The 22,504-nt window shown below is 35.9% G+C and carries 20 protein-coding genes; 15 read left to right on the top strand and 5 right to left on the bottom strand.

The features are described 5' to 3' along the window. Nucleotides 1-195: 195 nt before the first annotated feature. Nucleotides 196-876: a phosphoribosylaminoimidazolesuccinocarboxamide synthase gene (locus V7097_RS20935; protein ID WP_335705580.1), complete on the bottom strand. Its 681-nt coding sequence runs from the start codon at nucleotides 874-876 to the stop codon at nucleotides 196-198. A 322-nt stretch (nucleotides 877-1,198) separates the two neighbouring features. Beyond that, a complete protein-coding gene (locus V7097_RS20930) occupies nucleotides 1,199-2,179 on the bottom strand; it encodes a diaminopimelate dehydrogenase (protein ID WP_335705579.1) in 981 nt (326 codons plus the stop codon). Nucleotides 2,180-2,436: 257 nt separating this feature from the next. Here V7097_RS20930 and V7097_RS20925 point away from each other — a divergent pair, with 257 nt between their 5' ends. Next, nucleotides 2,437-2,724, top strand: coding sequence for a putative quinol monooxygenase (locus tag V7097_RS20925; RefSeq protein ID WP_335705578.1), 288 nt, complete (start codon nucleotides 2,437-2,439; stop codon nucleotides 2,722-2,724). A gap of 87 nt (nucleotides 2,725-2,811) precedes the next feature. On the opposite strand, the gene V7097_RS20920 is transcribed toward V7097_RS20925, so the two are convergent. After that, nucleotides 2,812-3,450: a YesL family protein gene (locus V7097_RS20920; RefSeq protein ID WP_335705577.1), complete on the bottom strand. Its 639-nt coding sequence runs from the start codon at nucleotides 3,448-3,450 to the stop codon at nucleotides 2,812-2,814. A gap of 520 nt (nucleotides 3,451-3,970) precedes the next feature. Here V7097_RS20920 and V7097_RS20915 point away from each other — a divergent pair. The 7 genes from V7097_RS20915 to V7097_RS20885 all read left to right on the top strand — a co-directional run bounded on the left by V7097_RS20915 (nucleotide 3,971) and on the right by V7097_RS20885 (nucleotide 12,776). Next, nucleotides 3,971-4,933, top strand: coding sequence for a carbohydrate ABC transporter permease (locus tag V7097_RS20915; protein ID WP_335705576.1), 963 nt, complete (start codon nucleotides 3,971-3,973; stop codon nucleotides 4,931-4,933). Between the two features lie 19 nt (nucleotides 4,934-4,952). Further along, entirely contained in the window at nucleotides 4,953-5,786 is an 834-nt protein-coding gene (locus tag V7097_RS20910; protein WP_335705575.1) for a carbohydrate ABC transporter permease, read from the top strand. Between the two features lie 63 nt (nucleotides 5,787-5,849). Further along, nucleotides 5,850-7,184 (top strand): ABC transporter substrate-binding protein, encoded by a 1,335-nt coding sequence (locus V7097_RS20905; RefSeq protein WP_335705574.1) that lies wholly within the window; start codon nucleotides 5,850-5,852, stop codon nucleotides 7,182-7,184. A gap of 104 nt (nucleotides 7,185-7,288) precedes the next feature. After that, nucleotides 7,289-9,085 carry a sensor histidine kinase gene (locus V7097_RS20900; protein ID WP_335705573.1) on the top strand — a complete coding sequence of 599 codons (1,797 nt, stop codon included), beginning with the start codon at nucleotides 7,289-7,291 and terminating at the stop codon, nucleotides 9,083-9,085. Between the two features lie 5 nt (nucleotides 9,086-9,090). Beyond that, nucleotides 9,091-10,701, top strand: coding sequence for a response regulator transcription factor (locus V7097_RS20895; RefSeq protein WP_335705572.1), 1,611 nt, complete (start codon nucleotides 9,091-9,093; stop codon nucleotides 10,699-10,701). Between the two features lie 560 nt (nucleotides 10,702-11,261). Continuing rightward, nucleotides 11,262-11,861, top strand: coding sequence for a nitroreductase family protein (locus V7097_RS20890; protein WP_335705571.1), 600 nt, complete (start codon nucleotides 11,262-11,264; stop codon nucleotides 11,859-11,861). A 108-nt stretch (nucleotides 11,862-11,969) separates the two neighbouring features. Then, nucleotides 11,970-12,776 carry an aldo/keto reductase family protein gene (locus V7097_RS20885; protein WP_335705570.1) on the top strand — a complete coding sequence of 269 codons (807 nt, stop codon included), beginning with the start codon at nucleotides 11,970-11,972 and terminating at the stop codon, nucleotides 12,774-12,776. A gap of 243 nt (nucleotides 12,777-13,019) precedes the next feature. On the opposite strand, the gene V7097_RS20880 is transcribed toward V7097_RS20885, so the two are convergent. Together V7097_RS20880 and V7097_RS20875 are read right to left on the bottom strand one after the other, a co-directional pair. Continuing rightward, nucleotides 13,020-13,457 (bottom strand): VOC family protein, encoded by a 438-nt coding sequence (locus tag V7097_RS20880; RefSeq protein WP_335705569.1) that lies wholly within the window; start codon nucleotides 13,455-13,457, stop codon nucleotides 13,020-13,022. Nucleotides 13,458-13,578: 121 nt separating this feature from the next. Then, the gene (locus V7097_RS20875) at nucleotides 13,579-14,313 is read right to left on the bottom strand and encodes an IclR family transcriptional regulator (RefSeq protein WP_335705568.1); all 735 of its coding nucleotides are present in this window, start codon (nucleotides 14,311-14,313) and stop codon (nucleotides 13,579-13,581) included. 341 nt (nucleotides 14,314-14,654) lie between these two features. On the opposite strand from V7097_RS20875, the gene V7097_RS20870 reads away from it, so the two are divergent. The 7 genes from V7097_RS20870 to V7097_RS20840 all read left to right on the top strand — a co-directional run bounded on the left by V7097_RS20870 (nucleotide 14,655) and on the right by V7097_RS20840 (nucleotide 22,401). Further along, complete coding sequence (locus V7097_RS20870; RefSeq protein ID WP_335705567.1) at nucleotides 14,655-15,599, top strand: fumarylacetoacetate hydrolase family protein; 945 nt, start codon at nucleotides 14,655-14,657, stop codon at nucleotides 15,597-15,599. Nucleotides 15,600-15,604: 5 nt separating this feature from the next. Then, a complete protein-coding gene (locus tag V7097_RS20865; protein ID WP_335705566.1) occupies nucleotides 15,605-16,102 on the top strand; it encodes a DinB family protein in 498 nt (165 codons plus the stop codon). Nucleotides 16,103-16,125: 23 nt separating this feature from the next. Continuing rightward, on the top strand, nucleotides 16,126-17,238 hold the full coding sequence (locus V7097_RS20860; protein ID WP_335705565.1) for a cupin domain-containing protein: 1,113 nt from the start codon (nucleotides 16,126-16,128) through the stop codon (nucleotides 17,236-17,238). 69 nt (nucleotides 17,239-17,307) lie between these two features. Next, a complete protein-coding gene (locus V7097_RS20855; RefSeq protein WP_335705564.1) occupies nucleotides 17,308-18,519 on the top strand; it encodes an FAD-dependent monooxygenase in 1,212 nt (403 codons plus the stop codon). A gap of 243 nt (nucleotides 18,520-18,762) precedes the next feature. Further along, a complete protein-coding gene (locus V7097_RS20850; RefSeq protein WP_335705563.1) occupies nucleotides 18,763-19,575 on the top strand; it encodes a TrmB family transcriptional regulator in 813 nt (270 codons plus the stop codon). 175 nt (nucleotides 19,576-19,750) lie between these two features. Then, complete coding sequence (locus V7097_RS20845; RefSeq protein ID WP_335705562.1) at nucleotides 19,751-20,605, top strand: fumarylacetoacetate hydrolase family protein; 855 nt, start codon at nucleotides 19,751-19,753, stop codon at nucleotides 20,603-20,605. A gap of 245 nt (nucleotides 20,606-20,850) precedes the next feature. Next, nucleotides 20,851-22,401: a Na+/H+ antiporter NhaC family protein gene (locus V7097_RS20840; RefSeq protein ID WP_335705561.1), complete on the top strand. Its 1,551-nt coding sequence runs from the start codon at nucleotides 20,851-20,853 to the stop codon at nucleotides 22,399-22,401. The last annotated feature ends 103 nt before the right edge of the window (nucleotides 22,402-22,504 follow it).

Genomic DNA, 22,504 nt, shown 5'->3' with positions numbered 1-22,504 from the left:
CTTTTTTGGTTCACTTCATTTTTGGGGCGAGTTTTGCTTTTTTTATATGCCATTTACGATGTCAAAAGGATTGTCATTTCGGTGATGATTTTTAGAAAAGTACCTTAAAACAGAACCCATTCTAATCAATAAGAGGTGTTTTTGTGCATACATTGTAATAATTTCGTTAAATGGAGCAAGGGATCTATGTCCCGATTATAAAAACAATTTCTCTAATTCTAGTGGTTCGATGTATTCGCCGTCTTTGTAGGCGCGCATGTTTCCACCAGAGATTTCGTCAATTAGAACGATTTGTCTGTCATCACCAGTACGTCCGAATTCGAATTTTATATCATAGAGTTCGATATCCTTATTCGCAAGCTCATCTTTTACGATACCAGCAATTTGTTGGGTAAGGCTTTTTAATACTTGATATTCTTCTTTAGACAAGATGCCAAGCATATCCAAAGCGTCTTCACTAATTGGAGGATCTTCACGTCCGTCATCTTTTAAGGTCACTTCAACAAAAGCATCCAAGGCTTGTCCTTCTTCAGCATATAAGCCAAATCGGCGTAGAAAGCTACCTACAGCACGATATCTACAAATAACTTCAAGCCCACTACCAAAAACTTCAGCCGGTTTTACTGTCATGGTTGCTTGTTCGATATCAGCGTCAATATAGTGAGTTGGAACACTTTTTTCATTTAATAATTCGAAAAAGTATTTTGTTAATTTTAATCCAGCACGTCCTGCACCTTCAATTGTTAAACCAACTGTATTTGCACCTGGATCAAAAACACCATCAACGCCTGTTACATCGTCTTTAAATCGTAGTAAATAATTTCCGTCCTGCAACTCATAGACATCTTTTGTTTTACCAGTGTAAGTTAGCTTCATATTAATCCTCCTACGTGAAATTTAACAACATAATAATCATAAATATAAAATGGAGGTTACGCAAGTGAAAATAACGAATTATTTTAATGAAAATACATATAAATGTTAAGATTTTGGTTATATTTGAGGGGCGAATGATAAGAAAATATAAATTTATTACGAAATTAATGCGAAAATCCATTCTTTTAAACCATCATTTTTATGTAGGGTTTAGAGAATCTTCAATACCGGATTGGAACCCACTGCCATATAGAAGGTATAAAGGTAGTGATGAATAAATAAAAAAAATCACTCATAAATTGTGAGTGATTTTTTGTTATTTTTATAAGTAATCTTTTCTTAAGTCCTCCGGTGATTTAGGAGAGATATAGCTTGGCGCTACATCAAATACCGTCTTTGCACCAAATTGCTTTTCTTGGCTTAGGCGATATGCAGCTCTTGCATATGCAACTAATACAGCCGAAGTAAACTCAGGATTGCTGTCTAGTTTTAAAGAGAATTCATAAATTTGTGTAGTGTCTTCACTTGTTTGTCCACCGCGAATCACAAACCCACCATGTGGAGCTTTAGAGTGGTCACGATTTAATTCTTCTTCAGTAATAAAGTTCACTTCTGTATCATAATCAGCGAAGTAGTTTGGCATTGTTTTAATTTCATTTTCGATTGCTGCTTTATCTGCGCCTTCCTCTGCAACAATATAGCAAACGCGACGGTGTTTTTCAGCAGTTGTTAGTACAGGATTTGAACCACTGCGAACTTTATCCATTGCATCCTCTGAAGGAATCGTATATTGGACACCGTTTTTAACACCTGCAACACGTCTAACTGCATCAGAGTGACCTTGGCTTAGGCCTTTTCCCCAGAAAGTATAATTTTCACCATTTGGTAAAATCGCATCAGCCATCACACGATTGATCGAGAATAGACCTGGATCCCAGCCTACAGAGATGATGGCTGTTGTATTTTTTGCAGCTTCATTGACAGCTTGGAAAAATTCAGGAATCTTTGCGTGTGTATCAAAACTATCTACAGTATTGAATATGCTAGCGAATTGTGGAGTTTGTTCAGGTAGATCTGTTGCAGATCCTCCACAAAGTAGCATCACATCAATTTTACCTTGATAATCACTTGCATTTGAAATATGTTCAGCCTTTACATTCGCATCCTCAAGATTTAGGCTTTCAGGCTCTCTTCTTGTAAAAACCGCTACTAATTCCATGTCAGGAGATTGTTTAATAGCCTTAATTGCACCTTTTCCAAGATTACCGTATCCTACGATACCTAGTCTGATTTTGTTGCTCATATACATTTCTCCTTTTACCTCGAATTTCGATCAAAAAAATATCGAAAAAGCTAAATAGCATTGTAAACTATTTATTCATTTTTTTGATAATACTTATATTAATAGAATCAAGGCAAATATGCCAATAATTTTCTTTTGGACTTCGTGTCTTTTTCTGAAGAAAATCACGAAAATTTTGATAGCATCCATTTTGTTTGGTAGTTATACTAAATAAGAAGTTTCTATTTCCCAAAATTAAATAAAAAGGAGCAAATGATATGATTAAAGGTGTTTGTAAAATCAAACTAAAGCCAGAAACAAATATTGAGGAATATTTAACACTAGCTAGAAAAGTTGTGACAGAAACCCGTAAAGAAAAAGGTTGTATCACATATACTCTTAATCAAGATATCAATGATCCAACTATCATTTCGATGCTTGAGGAATGGGAAGATGAAGAGGCTTTAAATCAACATGATAAAAGTAAGCATGTGGTAGAAATTGTACCTGAGCTAAGAAAATTTCGAGAAAGTACAGAACTTAACCTTTATAAGGAACTGATCTAATTTCTTCATAAAATTAGCTTCATCAAAGTCTCAAATGGGACTGAGATGAAGCTATTTTGCCCTATATATCAAATCCTTCATATACTTTTATCCCACTCGATTACCTAATTGCTCTTGTTTTCTTGATACTCTTTTATAGGCCAGATTTGCTGAGGATAGAATCACAAGACCTAATATGCTCACACTAAAAAAGAAGCCTAATCCAGAAATTTTCGTAACAGCAAAATAGACGGCAGCAAATCCAAAAATCAAAAAGAGACTTGGTATCGGACTGTAGACCGTAATAAGAAGTGCATTTTTTATATGAGTTCCAAGTGGTTGTTCAAATTCAACATAGGAAGCTAGCGTATAACAAATGATCAGCAAATACATACAGCTAATGATCATACTTGAATAAAACAGAAAGCCTGTTCCTTCATTAAAAGTAGACTGTAAATATTGGATATTAATATAAAAAATTAAAACGATGATGACGATTATGAGACCTAATTTATTACTATTTAAAAACTCTTTTTTATAATAGTGCCAAAAGGTTTTGAAAATCGGTGGGTGATTCTTGTTCAGAAACTGTCTTAATGTTGCTAACAACGCAATGGTAGACGGAAAAAAACCAAACACCACGAATCCACTTAATGTAAAAAGAATCCATAATAGATTTAAATAGGCCAATCTTGCTATCCATTCACAAATTGTATAAATCATACCTGAAAATGCCCCTAATTGCATCGTGCTCCCTCCTTATCGATACTATATCATGCAATGAATTCAAACGTTTTCTTTTTTGTCATGAGGTAAAAATATTATCCAAAAAGTAAAAATAAAACCACGAACTAGGCGGAATGTCCTATATGTAGAGCAGGTGTAAAAAAATTGGTGGAAAGTAGTAAAAATTTTGTCAATTATGTAAAAAATATCGATTGTTGGTAACGGTTACAAATCCTATACTAAGGCTACATTCAAAATTTAACTTTATTCAGCAAAAATCCCTACTTCATAGGTGGAGAATGAATGCAAATAATGTATACAATTCATTAGTGATTTTAACCGGACTGAATAAAGTTAAAGCCTCCGGCGGATGCCACGATTTATTAAAGGAAATTTTTCGAGGCAAGGATCAAAGACTAAGAACGCCACGTCCTGTGGCAACGTCTTTGTGACCCACATCGTGTGGGCCTAAAAAAATCAGGCGCAAATACGCCAAAGCGCATTTGATTCAATCTCCAACTAAGAAGAAGAGGTGAAAATCATGAGTAGCGAAGTAAAGGCCGACATCGAATTTGTACAAAAATCAAAAGTACAAAAGCGGACGAAAAAACGGAAGAGTGGTCCTTTTAGTGGATGGAAGGAGAATTTAGCAGGCTATGCCTTTATAGCGCCCATGTTTATTGGGACTTCCGTATTAGTATTATTTCCGATTCTAGCATCATTTGTTTTAAGTTTTACAGATTGGAATTTTGTCGCTGGTTATCAAGACGCTAAATTTATAGGATTCGAGAATTTCTTGAAATTACTTACAAATGCATTATTCATTAAAGGATTAATAAATAATATTCTTTTGCTCTTAGCAATACCTGTTACTTTATTGTTTTCTCTAGGATTAGCTGTGATCATTAACAAGCATGTGTATTTGAAAGATATGTTTAAAGTGGTTTATTTTATGCCGTTTATTTCAAGCGTTGTAGCTGTAGCGGTTGTCTTCCAAGTGCTATTCCATCCAACGAAAGGACCGATTAATCAATTCCTTCAATTTATTGGGATCGATAATCCCCCTGGTTGGATAGCAGACGTTACCTATGCCTTACCATCCGTAATGTTAATTATGATTTGGACGGGCATTGGGTTTAACCTTATTATTTACTTGGCAGGCTTGCAGAACATCCCAAAAGAATTATATGAAGCCGCACAAATGGATGGGGCAAGTGCTTGGTCTCAATTTATAAAGATTACGATTCCATTAGTGTCACCTACAACCTTCTTATTGTTTGTTACAGGTGTTATTCAGAGCTTTAAAGTGTTCGATCTCATAATTGTTTTGACAAATGGTGGACCTGCAAATTCAACAATAACACCGGTTGTCTATTTGTATCAGCAAGCATTCCTTGAATTAAAAACAGGCTATGCATCTGCGATTTCGCTAATCATGTTTGTCATTATATTGGTGATTACCTATATTCAATTTATTGGTCAGAAAAAATGGGTGAACTATTAAGTAGAAAGGAGCAGTCGATATGGTAGCAAGATTAGATACGCGAAAATTGATAATAACAGTCATTATGGCTCTAATAGGGATTGCTTTTCTCATGCCATTTTTCTGGATGATCTCTGCTTCTTTAAAAGTTGAAAAGGAAGTATTAACGTTTCCAATTCAATGGATTCCGGAAACCTGGAATGCGATTGAAAACTATAAAGAGGTCTGGACAGGGTCAATGCCGTTTTTACTATTATACTGGAACTCTATTAAGGTTACGATTCTTACCACATTAATCTCTTGTACGATTTCAGCCTTAGCGGCATATGGATTTGCCAAAATTAATTTTAAAGGAAGAGATTGGATCTTTCTAATTGTCTTGGCAACCTTTATGATTCCACCACAAACTTTGTTAGTTACACAATTTCTTTTATATAGATGGATAGGTCTCTATGATACTCACATGGGTCTCATTTTATTAAATAGTTTCAGTGTGTTTGGAACGTTTATGCTTCGTCAATTTTATCTCGGAATTAGTAACGAAATCATTGAATCAGCAAGGATGGATGGAGCGGGTCATTTTCGCATTTTTGCATCGATTGCCTTGCCGTTGGTTAGACCCGCGATCGCGACGTATGCGATATTACGATTTATTTGGACCTGGAATGACTTCCAATATCCATTAATCTTCCTACGGTCAAAAGAATTATTTACGATTCAACTTGGTGTACAAAGCTTTGCGGATCAGCATGGGAGTGTCTACTCATTAATGATGGCTGCTTCTGTTTCTGCCATTCTACCATTACTCATCATCTTCGTTATTGGGCAGAAAAATGTCATTGAGGGTATACAGCTTGGTGGAGTGAAGGGTTAGGTATTTACTCTCTCGATTTAGATAGAGTTGATATACAATAAAAAATAAAGGGAGGCTTTAAAAATGAAAAGATGGGGGCTCTTGTTACTAGTTGGACTTTTGACAATGTTTATATTGGTCGCTTGTTCAGGAAAGGATGATGCTTCAACAGATGAAAAAGGATCTGACTCTGGATCAAAGTCATCTGATGAAGAAATTACGTTAAAATTTGTCCACTGGATTAATGAGGATGTTGGAAAATGGGAAAGTGTAATCGCAAAGTATGAAGAGGCGAATCCAGGAATAAAAATAGAATCCATCCCACTTGTCGAAAACATGAATGCTACGGATTATTACAAGCAGTTAGATTTAATGGCTTCTGCGGGTGATGATATGGATATGATTTTATTCAACACTCCACAAGAATTAGCGAAGCGAATTGATGCAGGACTGGTTGATCCGATCACCGAATTTACTAAATCAGAAGGCATTGAAGTTAATGATGTGTATAATAATCCCTTTCCAGCTTTTAATGGGGAGTACTATGGCTTGCCGATGAAAAATATCACTATGCTTGTCATGCTTAATAAAGCACATCTTGATGAAGCCGGCTTAGAAATCCCGACAGAATGGACCTGGGATGAGTATGCAGAATACGCTAAAAAGCTAACTACAGACGATCACTTTGGATCTTATTTACACTCTTGGCATTGGTTCCACTCTCAGGTAATGTTAATGGGTAAGAAAGATGACAATTTAATTATAAGTGAAGATGGAACATCTAATGCAGATGACGAAGCGTTACGTGCTTCTTTGGAATTACGAAACAGGTTAGAAAATGTAGATAAATCATCCGTTCCATTTACTGAAATTTTATCGCAAAAGCTTGATTACCGTCAGCAATTCTTTAGTCAAGCAGCATCAATGACTCCTACTGGTAGCTTTATGATTAATGAATGGGGTCAATTTACACCGGAATTTGAAATTGCTTGGGCACCATATCCGAAAAGTAATACGAGCGATGAGGCACTTGCACCAATGAGTGGCGATTTAATTACCATTGCAAAAAACTCAAAGCATAAACAAGAAGCTTATGACTTCATGCGTTGGATCACGACAGAAGGGATTGTTGAACAAGGAATCTGGACTCCTGCATGGAAGGAAGCCGACATGAGTAAATCATTAGAATCCGTTGTAAATGCAACTGCAAAACCAGAAGCCGTTCATTTGGAGTCTTTGAAACACACGCTTACATCTGTTAGTTCTGTTAAAGTATATGCACCACCAGGATATATGTCTGAAGCAAATAATGAATTTGCCGCTGAGGCAGAATTATATCTTCTTGGTGAGCAGGATCTTGATAAAACAATGAAAAATATTGAAGAAAAAGTACAAGCTATTGTAGATGCGAATAAGTAATTAGAATATTCATACATCAATGATATAATAGAGAGAAGACACTTGTTTTCTCTCTATTTTTATTTTTAGAAATCATACTTTTCAATATGAAGTGGTGAACATCAATGAAGCTGTTATGGAAAAAGATCAAACAAATGTCACTAAGAACACGATTAATCATTTCCGTTATTCTTTGTATTCTATTTCCATGGGTAAGTACTTATATCGTTTCAAACTATTTTACAAAGGATGTATTGGAACAACGAGCTGCCGAACAATCAGAAGATGATTTACGAATGATTGAATTAGGAATCAAGAATATTTTAGATGATGTAATGTATACCTCTAATTATATTCAGTTTAATTCAAAAATGAGTCAGCTACTAAAATCACATGAGTTAATTGATTCTAATTCTCCAAACGTAAAACAAGAAACGGCTCTTCACTATATTCATATATCAAATGAATTGGTTAGTATTACTGATTTACTCATGCCGATGTATATAACAATCTTGTTTGATAATGATCTCTATTACACCAATTACTCTCTAGTCGATTTTAATCCTTTACAATTTAAAGAGAAACCATGGTTTGAGGAATTGATTAACTTAAGTTTTTACGAAACCTTTTGGCTAGGGGCAGATCCTACCTACATCCAAGAAGAAAACAATTCCTACCCCTATCTGATTACAATTGGTAGAAGGATACAAAAAGCGAATTCCTCCAATATTTATTTAATTATTAGTTTAAGAGAACAGGAGATTAAGCGACTTTTAGATCAATATCAAAGTGACAGCCGCGCAAAATTTTATTTGACCAACACGAATGGGGACGTCTATTCAAGTTTGAATTCGGATGAAATAGGCACGAAATTACCCTATGGAGTAACGGACTCTCATTATCAAATTGTAGACTATGAGGATGAGAAGCATTTATTAGTTTCCTATCCCGTTTCCTATTCGAATTGGAGATTGGCTAGCCTTGTTCCTTATGAAGATACAATTGGGTCGATCAATAAGGTGACGAAAACGACTATCTTAATTCAAGGTGGGTTCTTAGTTCTTTTTTTAATTGGACTTATTATGCTTGTACGTGAATTCACGAAACCAATCAGCCGCTTAAATCATGTGACAAAAGCCATCAATCAGGGAGACTTATCAGCAAGGACACAGATATCAGGAAATAATGATGTTGCAGAGTTAGGCCGTTCCTTTAATCATATGCTAGATACCATTGAGCACATGATCGAGCAGGTCAAGCTACAAGAAGAAGCGAAGCGAAATGCGGAATTGGACATGCTTCAAGCTCAAATTAACCCACATTTTTTATTTAATGTATTAAATGCAATTCGCTTAAAAATAAAAATGGGGGGCGATCATGCAAGTGCTTCACTGATTTATTCTTTATCTGCTTTACTTAGGATGACGATCAATCGGAACAATGCGTTTATTCCATTGGAAGAAGAAATATCGATTGTGAAGCATTATGTTGATTTAATGAATTTTCGTCACCGGCACGATGTAGACTTGAAGATTCATGTCAGCGCTGCAACCTCTAGTATAAAAGTACCAAGGTTTTTCTTGCAACCAGTAATCGAAAACGCTATCATACATGGTAATACGGATCGAAACGAAACGATTGAAATAAATGCCGTCGAACAAACAGGGGCTCACTTACAATTAATCATTTCTGATAATGGTAGAGGTATGGATAAGCCCACATTAGAACAATTGCAAGAGAAAATCTATCAAACAACTAGTCATGACAATGTGAAAAATAATCAATCATTTAACGGAATCGGATTGCAAAATGTCTACCAAAGGATGAAGTTGATTTATGGGGAAGATTTTCATATGAGCATCGACAGTAGAGAAGGAGAAGGGACTACGGTCAACTTTCAAATTCCGGTAAATAGGGAGTGAGTAGCGTGTATGAAGTTGTTTTGGTAGATGATGATGTAATTGTGATTGAGTTTTTGAAGAGATTCATTCCATGGGAGGACTATGGTTTTAAAGTGGTTGGCCATTTTCAGGATAGTAGTCTTGCGCTTGCCTATCTCACGAAAAATGCATATGATGTATTGATTACTGATATTGGGATGCCAAAATTAAATGGAATTGAATTAATCGAGCAACTGAAAGAATCAAAAATTAACTCACCTAATATTATCCTCTCCTGTCATGATGAGTTTCACTATGCACAACAAGCTTTAAAATTAGAAGTCTATGATTATATTTTAAAAGAAACAATGGAAGAGTCGAATATCATTGCTTTACTGGAAAGATTAAAGGAAAAGCTCGATCAGGAGCATTTTACAAATAATCAGCACTTAATCATGACCCATTTCTTAGAAAAGAATCATTTAACATTAAAATCAAAGTTCATCGAAAAGCTCATGAAAGAGCAAAATGTAGAAAAAACGGTCTGGTTCAAGGAGCAAGAGGAACTCTTGGGAATGGACTTTTCAATCGAACAATATACACCAGTCCTATGCTTTATCGATCAATATCAAGACACCATCCAGTATTATGAAAATGAAACCTTGCTTCAATTTGGTTTAAATAATCTGCTAGAAGAAGTACTTGTGGAAATGCTGCCAGAGGTACAGATTTTCTTTATGCAAGGTGAATTTTTTATGCTTTTTCAAACGAATAAAACGATGGACAAACAACGTACTATAGAATCCATCATAAAGGAAATACATAATAAAATACGAACTTTATTAAAAATTTCGATTACCTCGTGTTTAGGAGAACAGAATGTGCAGGGCCAAGAATTAATCGAAAACATGAGAGTGTTACTAAATGCTAAAGAGCATCGCTTATATTATCAATATGATAGTATTCAATATTATCGTCCGGTCCTTTATACAAGTGATTCTATTTTTAAAGATTATATCGAGGTTTCACAGAAAATAAAAGAGTTGATCTTAAAGGATGAGAAAGCTCAATTAGTCGCGTTTCTTTCCGAGCAACTTAATCTTAAAAGAGAAAAGAATTATTCTCCACAAGTCATTAAAGACTGGGTCATGAAACTCATTACTGATGTTAAATTATACGTAAACGCCTTAAAGTATTTTGAAGCACAATCAAATGAAAAAATAGCTGCTGCCATTCAAGATGTCGAGACATTTGAACATTTAGAAAGTGTATTAGAAGATATATTTAATTCGTTACGCAAACAAATCCAATCCATTAATTTGACGACTAGAAATGAAGATATTTTAAAAGCACAAAAATATGTACAAATCCATCTTAGTGAAAAGATTTCATTGACGGATGTCGCAGAGCATTTACATTTAAATCCAAGTTATTTTAGTAGGATGTATAAAAAGGAGACAGGAGAAGGCTTTGTTGAATATGTCACAAAAATGAAAATGGTAAAAGCGATGGAATTGCTGGACCATTCAACAAAGTCAGTCGTTGATATCGCATTTGAGTTAGGCTTCGAAAGTAAAAGCTATTTTCTAAAGACATTTAAAAAGTATTATGGGCTATCCCCAATGTCCTATCGATTTAAGGATAAAGAAACGGTCTAAACCAAAAACACCTATACAATTGTGTAACGGGTTTACTTGTGAGGTGCAAAATGATAATTCCTACCGTAGCTCACAAGGTAATTCACACGATTTTTGCAACTGGTTTCGCAGTATAAATCACATTAAAAAGGCATAGAGAATAAATTCTCTATGCCTTTTTTTATATTTACTTATTTCACTAACGTCCCGATAGTTCAATAAAGAAATAACGAACAAAATTCATTTTAATGTATAGATTTCCAAAAGAATAGCTACCTAATTATTAATGAGACATATGAAACCTGTATACTTAACTCCATATAAATAACATTTTAAAAACACCTTTAATTTTGGACATTAATAAGAATTTTGGATCATCTAGTTCCACATAGTGAAACTAGATAGACTAATTTTGATATCCAGTTTTAATTATTCTACACTATAAGTGAGGCTAAGATGCGCAGCTTTTACTTTGATTCTAATTATAAGCTTCAACGACTCAAAGAAAGAGGTTATGACATTGTAAGTCAAAGAAGGAAAAGAAAAGACAAATAAATATTTCAAATTAAAGGAGATTGATTATGTCAACATTTGTAGATTTAGTAGAAAAACGCCGTTCGATTTACGCATTAGGAACTAATTTCCAGTATTCAAAAAAGGAAATTTCGGATAGAATTCGCGAGGTCGTTAAACAAGTACCTTCAGCTTTCAACAGCCAAACAACACGTGTTGTTGTATTATTTGATGAAGCGAACGTTAAATTCTGGGATCACATTTATAATGTTCAAAAAGAAGTTCTTGAAGGTGAAATGTGGGATATGATGTCAGGAATTATGACAGGTGCAAAAAATGGGATTGGTACAGTTCTATTCTTTGAAGATATGGATGCAGTTAAAGAAATGCCTGCAAGAGGAATCCGTCAAGAAGCTTATAAACAAAACAACAATGCGAACGCACAATACGCTGTTTGGTTAGCTTTAACAGAAATGGACTTAGGCGCAAGCTTACAACACTTTAATGTTGGCTATGAACAAGGTTTCGATAAAGGAACGAAAGAAATGTTCAATCTACCAGAATCATACGAGATGCTTGCACAAATGCCATTTGGCTCAGTTGAACAAGAAGTTGGCGTAAAAGAACATATCGATGCAGACGTTCAAGTAAAAGTTTTTGACAAATAATTTTGCTTAATGGAGAGCCTTTAGACTCGAAAATAGCAATGTACTTACATTAGGGCCTAGGTAATCGTAAAAGGATCACCTAGGTTATATAGCATAGGAGGAATTAAGATGAAAAATATTAAATTAAACAATGACGTTGAAATTCCTATTGTTGGTAGCGGTGCAAATACTTACGGTAAAGAGGGAAACCAATTCTCAGGTGCCTTAAGAGGAGACACTCAAGAGATCGACTGGGCAATTGAAAATGGCTACCGTCATTTTGACTCTGCTCAAATTTATCACAATGAAGAAGTTGTCGGAAAAGGGTTAAAAAAATCCTCTCTACCACGTGAAGATTTCTTTATCACTACTAAGTTAAATACATATGAAGGATTCGGTGGTGCAGAATGGGCGCATGCTGAAATTGAAAAAAGTTTAGAGAAATTACAAACTAACTATTTCGATTTGTTCCTAATCCATTTCCCATGGGATAATAATGATGAAATTTTGGAAGCTTGGAATGTTTTAGAAGACTACTATAACCGAGGTGTGTTTAGATCAATTGGTGTTTCGAACTTTGAAAAAGAATATCTTGATTTAATTCTTAAAAATGGCAAAATTAAACCAGCTGTTAACCAGATTGAATCCCACGTTGGAAAATGGAATGAAGAATTAATAGCATATAATAAAGGTAATGATATCGCAACTGTAGCATGGTCTCCATTAGGCGGTATCGATGAAAATGCTAAGCAGGTTCTAGAAGAAATTGGTAACCGGTACGGAAAGACATACGCACAAGTTGTATTACGTTACCAAATTGAACGTGATGTTATCGTCATTCCTAAGTCTCATAATAAAGATCGTCAAGCACAAAGTTTAGATATTTTTGACTTTCAACTAACAGCTAACGATCGTGAACGTATTGCTGCCCTTTAATTAAAGACAGATTTTAGCGTTTCATTTTGGAAGATTCTCCTAAAATGAATCGCTTTTTTATTTATTGAGTTCATTTCATAATTTTTATGCTTAGTGACTTAATATTGTCACCGTTGTTTGCATAAATGCAACCGCAGCGGCGATCTCAACTTTAGTTATTGCACCCATTTGTTTAAGTACATTTTTTCACAAACTAAAAAAATAGAAAGTAACAAGGAGTCGTACAATTTTAATTAATATTACTTATTTGATTTCCTCAGCCAACTCCAAAATAATTCCCTCTGGACCACGAACGTAGCATAATTTATACCTTTCTTCATATTGCTGTATCTCACTAAAGATTTCCGTACCCTTCTTTTTCAATTTGGCAACAACAGCTTCGATATCTTCAACAGTAAATGCAATATGTCGGATACCCAGTGTATTTGCAAAGGGTTGCTGAATATCTTTTTCATTTGAGGGTGTAAAAAATTTGATTAGCTCTATCCATGTCTGACCGTCTGGCGTTCCCAATCCTACACATGCTACCTTAACGTCATTAAGCCCAATTGCATAACCCATCAACTCTCCTTCCATTTCCCATTCCCCTTTCACCTCAAGTCCAAAATCGAGAAAAAACACTTTAGCTGCAGAGAGATCATTTACGATTACACCAACATGATCTATTCTTTGGATCCTCAAATTTCAAACCTCCTATGTTCCTGTTATTTTGCATAGTATTAACAAAAGGACGATTTAAATAATACACCTCTGAAGTAAACCCTTTAACAATTGTGTAAAGGTGTTTTTTGGGTGCGTTTTTTTAAAAATTCTTTGATATTTCTATCTGCATTTTTTGTAGGAATTTACTTTGTGGGTCTTCAATTGTGTCAGGTATATCGGAAGAAAAACCAACAATTGTAATAATCCCGATTAGTTCATTGATATAGTTCAGAACAGGTAGAGCGACGGATGACACTTCAGCTATTAAAGGTTCCTTTGCAAAAGCAATTTTTTCCTTCCGAATGGTTTCGACTTCATCTAGATCATCCATGATGGTAGAATCGTAGTTTTTTTTCCAATTCATTGTTTTATGCTGCTCTGCAAATAGGTTGAAAATCTTTCCACCCGCAGAATATGGAGGAAGGAGCGTTCCAATCTCTGCACCAATGTTTAAGACTTGATTGGAGCGGGTGATTTTTGCAATCACAGGTCCGTTAAATGTCGGTACAGAAAATAATGCTGTATTGTTTGTATGTTCACTTATCGAATGTAAATAAGGCGAAATGATCGCTAGGACATCTTGATTCCCCATGGCTGTCATTCCATATTGGATTAATTTTGAACCTAAGTGATACAATCCACTATTCTGATCTCGAAAAATTAAATCATCCTGGACGAGGGTATTGATATATTTATATAAATTGCTTTTTGTAATGTTTGTCTCTTCTTGTATTTCTGGAATCGAGAGCGGTCTCTTCGCTTTCGCAATCACATCTAAAATTGAAATTCCAATGCTTAATGATTGAATGGTGTCTCTACTTTTTTTAGTTTCCATTACACTTCTCCTTATTTATCAGTAAATATCAAATACGCCATAGCGTATTTGCGCTCAGATTTTTTCGAGTGAGCTCGAAAAGTTTCCTCTGAAAATCTGTGGCATCCGCCGGAGGCTTTAAATTTTTTCAGCACTGTTGAAAAAATTTAAATTATTTTGACATTGACTTTATGAAAAATTCTGACATATAATTATTATATATAGTATAACTCATTATCACAATAGTGGAATTGAATTTTTGAGGTGGGTGATCTTACTGTAAAAAGTGCTGAACAATTTTCATCATAATTAGCGTGTAAATGTTTATTTCAGCAAAAAAATTTAACAAAAGGGAGAATACGATGAAACTTATTACTTTTACTACAGGCGGTTTTTCAAGAATTGGAGCAATCACTGACGACAATAAAATAATCGATCTAAATTATGCATATCAAGCTCAATTACAAAGTGAAGGAAAATATCGCTTTAAGGAAATCGCAGAGGCTTTTGTACCATCTACAATGGAAGCGTTTTTACAAGGTGGTAAAGAAAGTATTGAAATTGCAAGGAATGCAGTGAAATACGCATTAGAGAATCCAGATACATATACACATCAACTCATTTATAACAAGGAAGACGTTAGAATCGAAGCACCATTAACGAAGCCAGGGAAAATTTTTGCGGTTGGACATAACTACCGTGAACATATTTTAGAGATGGGGCGTCAGCTTCCGACACATCCAGTCTTGTTTGCAAAGTTCGCGAATACCATTATTGGTCCAGAGGATGATATTCCATTCCATCCGATTTCAGAACAACTGGATTATGAAGCGGAATACGCATTTGTCATCGGAAAACGTGCGAAAAACGTATCGGAAGAAGATGCACTTGATTATGTTGCAGGATATTCAGTCGCAAATGATGTTACGTATCGTGATATTCAACGACGCACCCTACAATGGCTTCAAGGTAAAACAGTAGATGGTAGTTTACCGCTTGGTCCATGGCTAGTTACTGCAGATGAAATCAAGGATCCGCAAACATTAGAAATGGTTTTAACCGTTAACGGTGAAGAGCGTCAACGAACGAACACAGCTAACCAAGTGTTTACAGTAAAACGTTTAGTATCCTTTTTATCTCAACTAGTAACTCTAGAGCCGGGTGATATTGTGATTACCGGAACTCCTGGAGGTGTTATTCAAGCAATGGAGCCACAAGTCTGGTTAAAGGACGGCGATGTTGTACGTGTGGAAATCGAGCAAGTAGGTGTGTTAGAAAACACAGTTAGAAAAACGAGGGAGGAATAGGAAACATGACGCAAAAAAATATTACTTCTGTAAATGAATCGATTGATAGAATCATAGAAACAGTGAATGGTTTATCTGAAGAAACAATTCGTTGGCAACCAACACAAGATGAGTGGTCGATTATGCAAATTATCGCCCATATTGTTGAAGCATTGCCTTATTGGGTAGAAGAAATCGAGCAGCTTGTTGAAGCACCAGGAAAAGAGTGGGGGAGAAACCATCTGCATGAGGGGCGCTTGGAGGCTGTTAAGCCTGAAACAGTTGAAGCAATTTCTGTAATCGAAATGGTGAAGGAGCTTGAAAAGGTAAAACAAACGGTTCAAGCCGGAATAGAAAATTTGACCGAGGAACAGCTGGCAGCAGTAGCGACAAGCGTAAATCCAAACTTCGGAACGAAACCGTTGTCATTTATTATTGAGCATTTAATTGATCAGCATGTGAACAAACATGAAGGTCAGATCCAGCGCAATCTTTCCAAGTTAAGTAGTAAAAGTTCAAAATAAATTAAAAAGAGGAGAGGATTAATATGGCTGAAAAAGCAAGCTACCTTAAAGATCAAGATGTTAAGGATTTTACGAAGGATATTCAGCAGTACAATCTTGGACCATTATGGGAAGCGATTCCGGAAGTAATGAACAAAACTCCAGAACCTCATGCACAAGCTTATTTATGGACTGGGGAATTGCTAGATAAGAAGTTAATGGAAGCAACAGAAATTTTTACTCCTGAACGTGGTGGAGAACGTCGCGCCATCTATTTTCAAAATCCTGGGTTAACATACCGTCAGCCATGGGGTCATGTTTCAACTACACAAACTTTATATGCGGCCGTTCAGCTTCTTTTACCTGGGGAACAAGCACCATCTCATCGCCATACACAAAGTGCGCTTCGTTTTATTACAGAAGGGGAAGGCGCTTATACGATTGTTCAAGGGGAACGAATCTTTATGGAAGAAGGAGATTTCCTCATCACGCCAAAAAATCTATGGCATGGACATGGCCATCTTGGTGATAAACGTATGATATGGATGGATGCGCTTGATATCCCGACGATTTACAATCTTGGTGGCACATTCTTTGAGCCATATGCAGATGGTTTACAACAACCGAATGTTCCTGACAACTTCTCCGAAAAACGATACAGAGGTGGAATGGTACGTCCAGTTGGTGATGAAAAATATGATGTTGCACCATTAGCAAACTATAAATGGAGTCGTACTGTTGATGCGATTAAAGGGTTAATGGAATTTGATCCAAATCCTAACCATGGCTTTGCTGTCGACTATATTAATCCAACTACTGGGAAGTCTGCAAATCCAACAATGGGTACACGGATGCAGTTCCTTCCAAAAGCGTTCAACACGAAAGCACTTCGTCATACACATTCAACCATTTATCATGCATATAAAGGATCTGGTTATACGGTTATTAATGGTGTCCGCTATGATTGGAAAGCAGGGGATTACTTCGTTGTACCAAACTGGGCATGGTATGAACATGTTTCTGCGGAGGATTCTTATCTATTCTCAGTTAATGATCTTCCAATTATGGACCGCTTTGAACTAGAAAGAGAAGAACAATACGAGAAAAACAATGGACATCAAACAGTCACCGGAGAATTCAAGCTTGACTTTAGATAAGTTCATTTTACAGGGGGAAACAATCATGTTGTTTTCCCTACGTATTTCACTAGATTGGAGAGGACAAATATGACAAACAGCACACAAAATCCAATTATCGTCGTGGGCGGAGGAATAGGCGGGTTGGCAACAGCACTTGGACTTGCCCAAGCCGATAAATATGTAAAAGTATTAGAACAAGCACCGGAATTTGGAGAAGTAGGCGCAGGAATTCAGCTTGCGGCCAATGCAACGAATGTATTACAAAAACTAGGTGTAATGGATAAAATCAGTGAAAATGCCGTTTTTCCAAAACGTTTAGTATTAATGGATGCGTATACAGGTAAAGAATTATCCGCACTTGATATCGATCAAGCGTATCTAGAAAGATATGGTGCACCTTATATTGTATTGCATCGGACAGATCTTCATAAGGCTCTTCTTGATGCATGTAAAGCACATCCAAAGGTAGAGCTTGTTACCAATCAAGAAATCAAAACGGCGGCTGATAATGGAGATTCTGTAGAAGTATTTACTGCAGCTGGTGAATCCTTTACAGGTTCAGCCGTTATTGGTGCAGATGGGATATGGTCGAAGACACGTAAATTATTCGTCGATGATGAGCCAATTTGCTCTGAGTATGTAGCATATCGTGGAGCTATCCCTATGGAAGAAGTAGCGAATGCGAATGTCGGAGATCCGGAAGATGTATATATGTTTATTGGTCCAAACATGCATGTTGTTCAATATCCAGTCAGACGTGGAGAGCTATATAACCAAGTCGTTGTATTTAAGAGTAGCCAGTACAGAAAAGAAATCGAGCATACGGACCAGTGGGGAACTCCAGAAGAAATGGACGAGTTTTTTAAGGATAAATGTGATAGAGTAAGGACGGCTATTTCATATATTTCAAGACAAAGAAGATGGCCGATGTATGACCGTAATCCAATTGAAAACTGGACGCAAGGAAACATTACCCTGATAGGGGATGCTGCTCATCCGATGCTTCAATACTTGGCCCAAGGGGCTTGTCAGGCATTAGAGGATGCTGGCTACTTAGCTGATATGGTCAGAAAACATGGTGATAATTTTAGCGAAGCATTTATAGAATACCAAAAAGAACGTCTACCGCGGACGTCCTATGTACAAACAAGTGCTAGAAACTGGGGAGAAATTATCCATACAACCAACCCTATCACAAAATTACTCCGCGACAAGATATTAGAGAATCGTACAGACAAGGATTACAAGTATGTAGACCAATTCCATGGATACAAGAAAGTTCTTGAAGAGGTAAATTAATAGGGACACACACTAATGGAAAAAGTGTGTATGATATTTTGTTTGATCAACTGATAACGTCAAGTTAACGACGATTTCCCGACAAGGGGAGTCGTCGTTATTTTTCTTTACTCTCTAAAAGCTCAAGTTGGTCTCTAATCCTTTAAAATATAGCGGCTTTTCCTACATACTAAAAAGTTATAATAATATATATTGACACTTTTACTACAAGGGTAGTAAAATCTATTTAAGGAGTTGAATTAATTGAAAATTGAACGAATTATAAATAGTTTAAAAGAATTTGGATTTACAGAGTACGAGGCAAAAGTTTATATCGCCCTTTTGCGTTCTCATCCATCAAACGGCAATATCATTGCTACACTATCAGGTGTGCCAGCTCCAAAGGTATATGAGACACTTAGAAAAATGCAGGAACGTGAAATTGTTAGTAGTGTTTCAGGGGGAGACAAAGGAAACAAAATCGGGTACATACCAACCTCTTATCAAGATCTACTTGACCAAAAAAAGAAAGCGTTCTCAGAAAACATGAACTTTTTAGAAAAGGCTCTTGAAGAAATCTCTACGATAAGTGATACGAATTGGACAGAGCTTTTTACGATACATGGTTACACGGCATCCATAGAGGCGATTCAATCTGCAATAGAAAATTCCAAAACCCAAATTCTTTTGAATGGTTGGACGAAGGAATTAAAGATTTTGATGGAGACTTTACAGGATGCGTTTAACCGTGGTGTTGCCATTGTTACTCTAACATTTGATAAAACAGATTTGAAGGTACCTTGGAAAAACATTACCCACTATCAAGTTGATAGTGCGCTACGCCGTCATACAGGCGAACTTTGTATCGTTATTGACAATGAAAAATCAATTGTTTTCAAAACTTTAAGTGATGGAGACGGCGCTCATGCTGTAATCTCAAGCCATCCATCCACAGTGATGACCACTAGTAACTATATTCGTCATGACATCCTTGTTAACCGAATGACGTCTGAATTTAAGGAAGAAATAGAGAATCGATATGGGGAAGATTTTGATAAGTATATAAATGAATTTTAAATAAAATATACTTTGCCCGAGCTATTACAGACGAACAAAAGAGCAACTTTATTTCAAAATGAATGATTGACTCTTTATGAAGAAATACCCAACTGATAGTAGGAACATCTATAGTTAAACAACTACTTTAATAGAATCTAGTATTAAAAAAAATTTACTGATAAGGAGAAAAGATATGAAACTATTAAATTTTAAACAAGATGGAGAAATTCGCTTAGGAATTAAAACGGAAGAAGGAATCATTGATACTACCACTATATTTGATAGCCTTATTACGATGGAAGAAGTTATTTCTCAAGGACCTGAAGCATTCACAGAGCTTCAAGATGCTATACAAAATGCTACTGTTTCATACGTGGATGAATCCACTCTTACTTATGCACCAGTTGTTACAAATCCTGAGAAGATTATTTGCGTAGGTTTAAATTATGCAAAACATGCAGCAGAGGCGAATCTTCCAATTCCTACTTCTCCTGTGTTGTTTAGTAAATTTAATAATGCACTTGCTGCACACAAAGAAATCATTGAGCTCCCGAAAAATGGAGAGAAATTTGATTATGAAGTGGAACTAGTAATTGTGATAGGTAAAACAGCGAAAAATGTAAGTGAAGAAGATGCACTTGATTATGTGTTTGGTTACAGTGTTGGGAATGATTTCACAGAACGTGGTTTCCAATTTCGTACCGGTCAGTGGCTACTAGGAAAAACTGGTGATAAGTACGCCCCTGTAGGTCCTTATCTCGTTACAGCTGATGAAATCGCTGATGTGCAAAACTTGAAAATTGAATGTAAAGTAAATGGCGTTATCCGCCAATCAGAGAATACAAGAGACATGGTTTTTAATTGTGCGGAGATCGTAAGTTACGCTTCGCAATACATGACATTAAAGCCAGGTGATCTGATTTTCACTGGCACTCCATCTGGAGTTATTGTGGGTTATCCTGAAAAAGAACAGATATGGTTAAAATCTGGTGATGAAATTACAATGTCTATAGAAAATTTAGGAACTCTTACGAATGTGCTTGAATAATTAAGAGCACCCGAGAGAGGTTGACTCCATCAAAGAAAGAAAACAACTCGAATGTGTGGATAGGCTTGACATAGGTAAGGGTATCCGCACATTCTTTTTAAATGTAAATAAACAGACTGTATGTTCAATGAAATGTAATCGTTTTCGTGTGAGGGGGGATGCGAGAATATATTTGCTCCTAGATGTCAGATTGTGAATAAAGTAGAGGTTGTGAATTTTTCAAGTACAGAAACGGAGGTTAATTTATGGAAGGAACTATCATTTCTCTGCTACCATCGGTTATCACAATCGCTTTAATTATTTTCACCCGTAGAATTTTCTTATCGTTGGGAACAGGTATCGTTTTAGGCGCAATACTCATTGAACAGTGGAATGTTTTTGCAAGTGTTGTTACTATTTTAGAGATTATGAAGGGTGTACTTCAAGGAGATAGCAAAATACTTATCTTTGTTTTATTGATAGGAATAATGACTTCACTTATCTATCTTTCAGGTGGGATTCTAGCTTTTTCAGAATGGGCAATTAATAAGGTCAAAACAAAATTTCAAGCGAAAATGGTTACTCTTTTATTAGGCTTTGTCATTTTTTTCGATGATGCTGCTAGTTGTTTGCTTCGTGGAAACGTAGTAAGACCAATCACTGATAATTATCGAATTTCGCGCTCTAAATTATCGTATTTAGTTCATTCAACTTCTGCACCTATTATCCTAATAATACCATTATCAGGTATGGCGGCTGCAGTTGCCGCTATTATGGGTGGGCTATTATCCGACAATGGGATTACTAGCTATGGAGCTTTTGAAGCTTTTATCCTAACAATACCGTTCAATTATTACGCAATTACATGTCTTTTAATGGCCTTTTTGGTCGCTTATTTTGGAATTAATCTTGGACAAATGCGTCGTGATGAAAAGCGTGCAGTCGAAGAAGGAGTTTTATTTGATACTTCAAGAGGAGTCGTACCAGGACAAAGTGATAATAAATTACCGGCTAGAAAAGACGGGAAGGTTGTTGACCTAATGCTTCCTGTGATCACTCTTGTGGTTGCTACGATAGCGATTGCACTTTGGATCGGTATTTCGAATATTGATGGACCAATCACCGGTAGTGGAATTTTAACAAACATGGATATTACGACTGGTCTTGTGTACGGAAGTTTACTAGCTTGTATTGTATCTTTGATAAAATTATTTTTTAAGAAAACATCATCAAAAGATGTAACAACAGCAATGTTCTCAGGTTTGAAAACCACATTACCAAGTGTGTTAATCTTATTCCTAGCTCTTATTACAGCTGAAATTATTGGAGAGTTAGGTGTTGGGACATATTTAGCAACATTATTTAGTGATTCAACGACGATTTCATGGTTCTCGGTTATTTTCTTTGTTTTAGCAGCTATTATGTCATTTTCGACGGGAAGTACATTTGGTACTTTAATTTTAATGTTACCTATCGGTGCTGAAATCATTGCCATCATAGACCCTACATTTGTTATACCAGTATTCGGCGCTGTTCTTGCAGGTTGTATATTTGGTGAACATAGCTCTCCGTTATCAGACACATCTATTCTTTCTTCTATTGGAAGCGGTGTACACGCTATTGATCACATCATGTCGCAATTGCCATATGCATTAATTTGTGGAGTTGTTTCCATTTTTGGTTACATGATCCTAGGCTTTACTAACAGTGTGATTATTGGTCTTCTATCGACAATACTACTACTTGTTTTGGTTGTATTTATCCTAAAAAGTAAATTTTCTAGCAGTAACACTTTTGAAATGGATGCCTCAAATTAAAAAACGTTCATAACTTATGAGTGAATAGTAAAAATGCAAGATAAGTAATCTTAATTTTCATGATATTAGTAATAGTTTTAAAAAGTAAAAGTTGTCTTATTTG

The organism is Bacillus sp. JJ1562 (genome assembly GCF_036962705.1).
GTDB lineage: Bacteria > Bacillota > Bacilli > Bacillales > Bacillaceae_L > Ferdinandcohnia.
The sequence above is the reverse complement of the archived record's forward strand: the minus strand, read 5'-3'. Positions and strand labels throughout refer to the sequence as shown.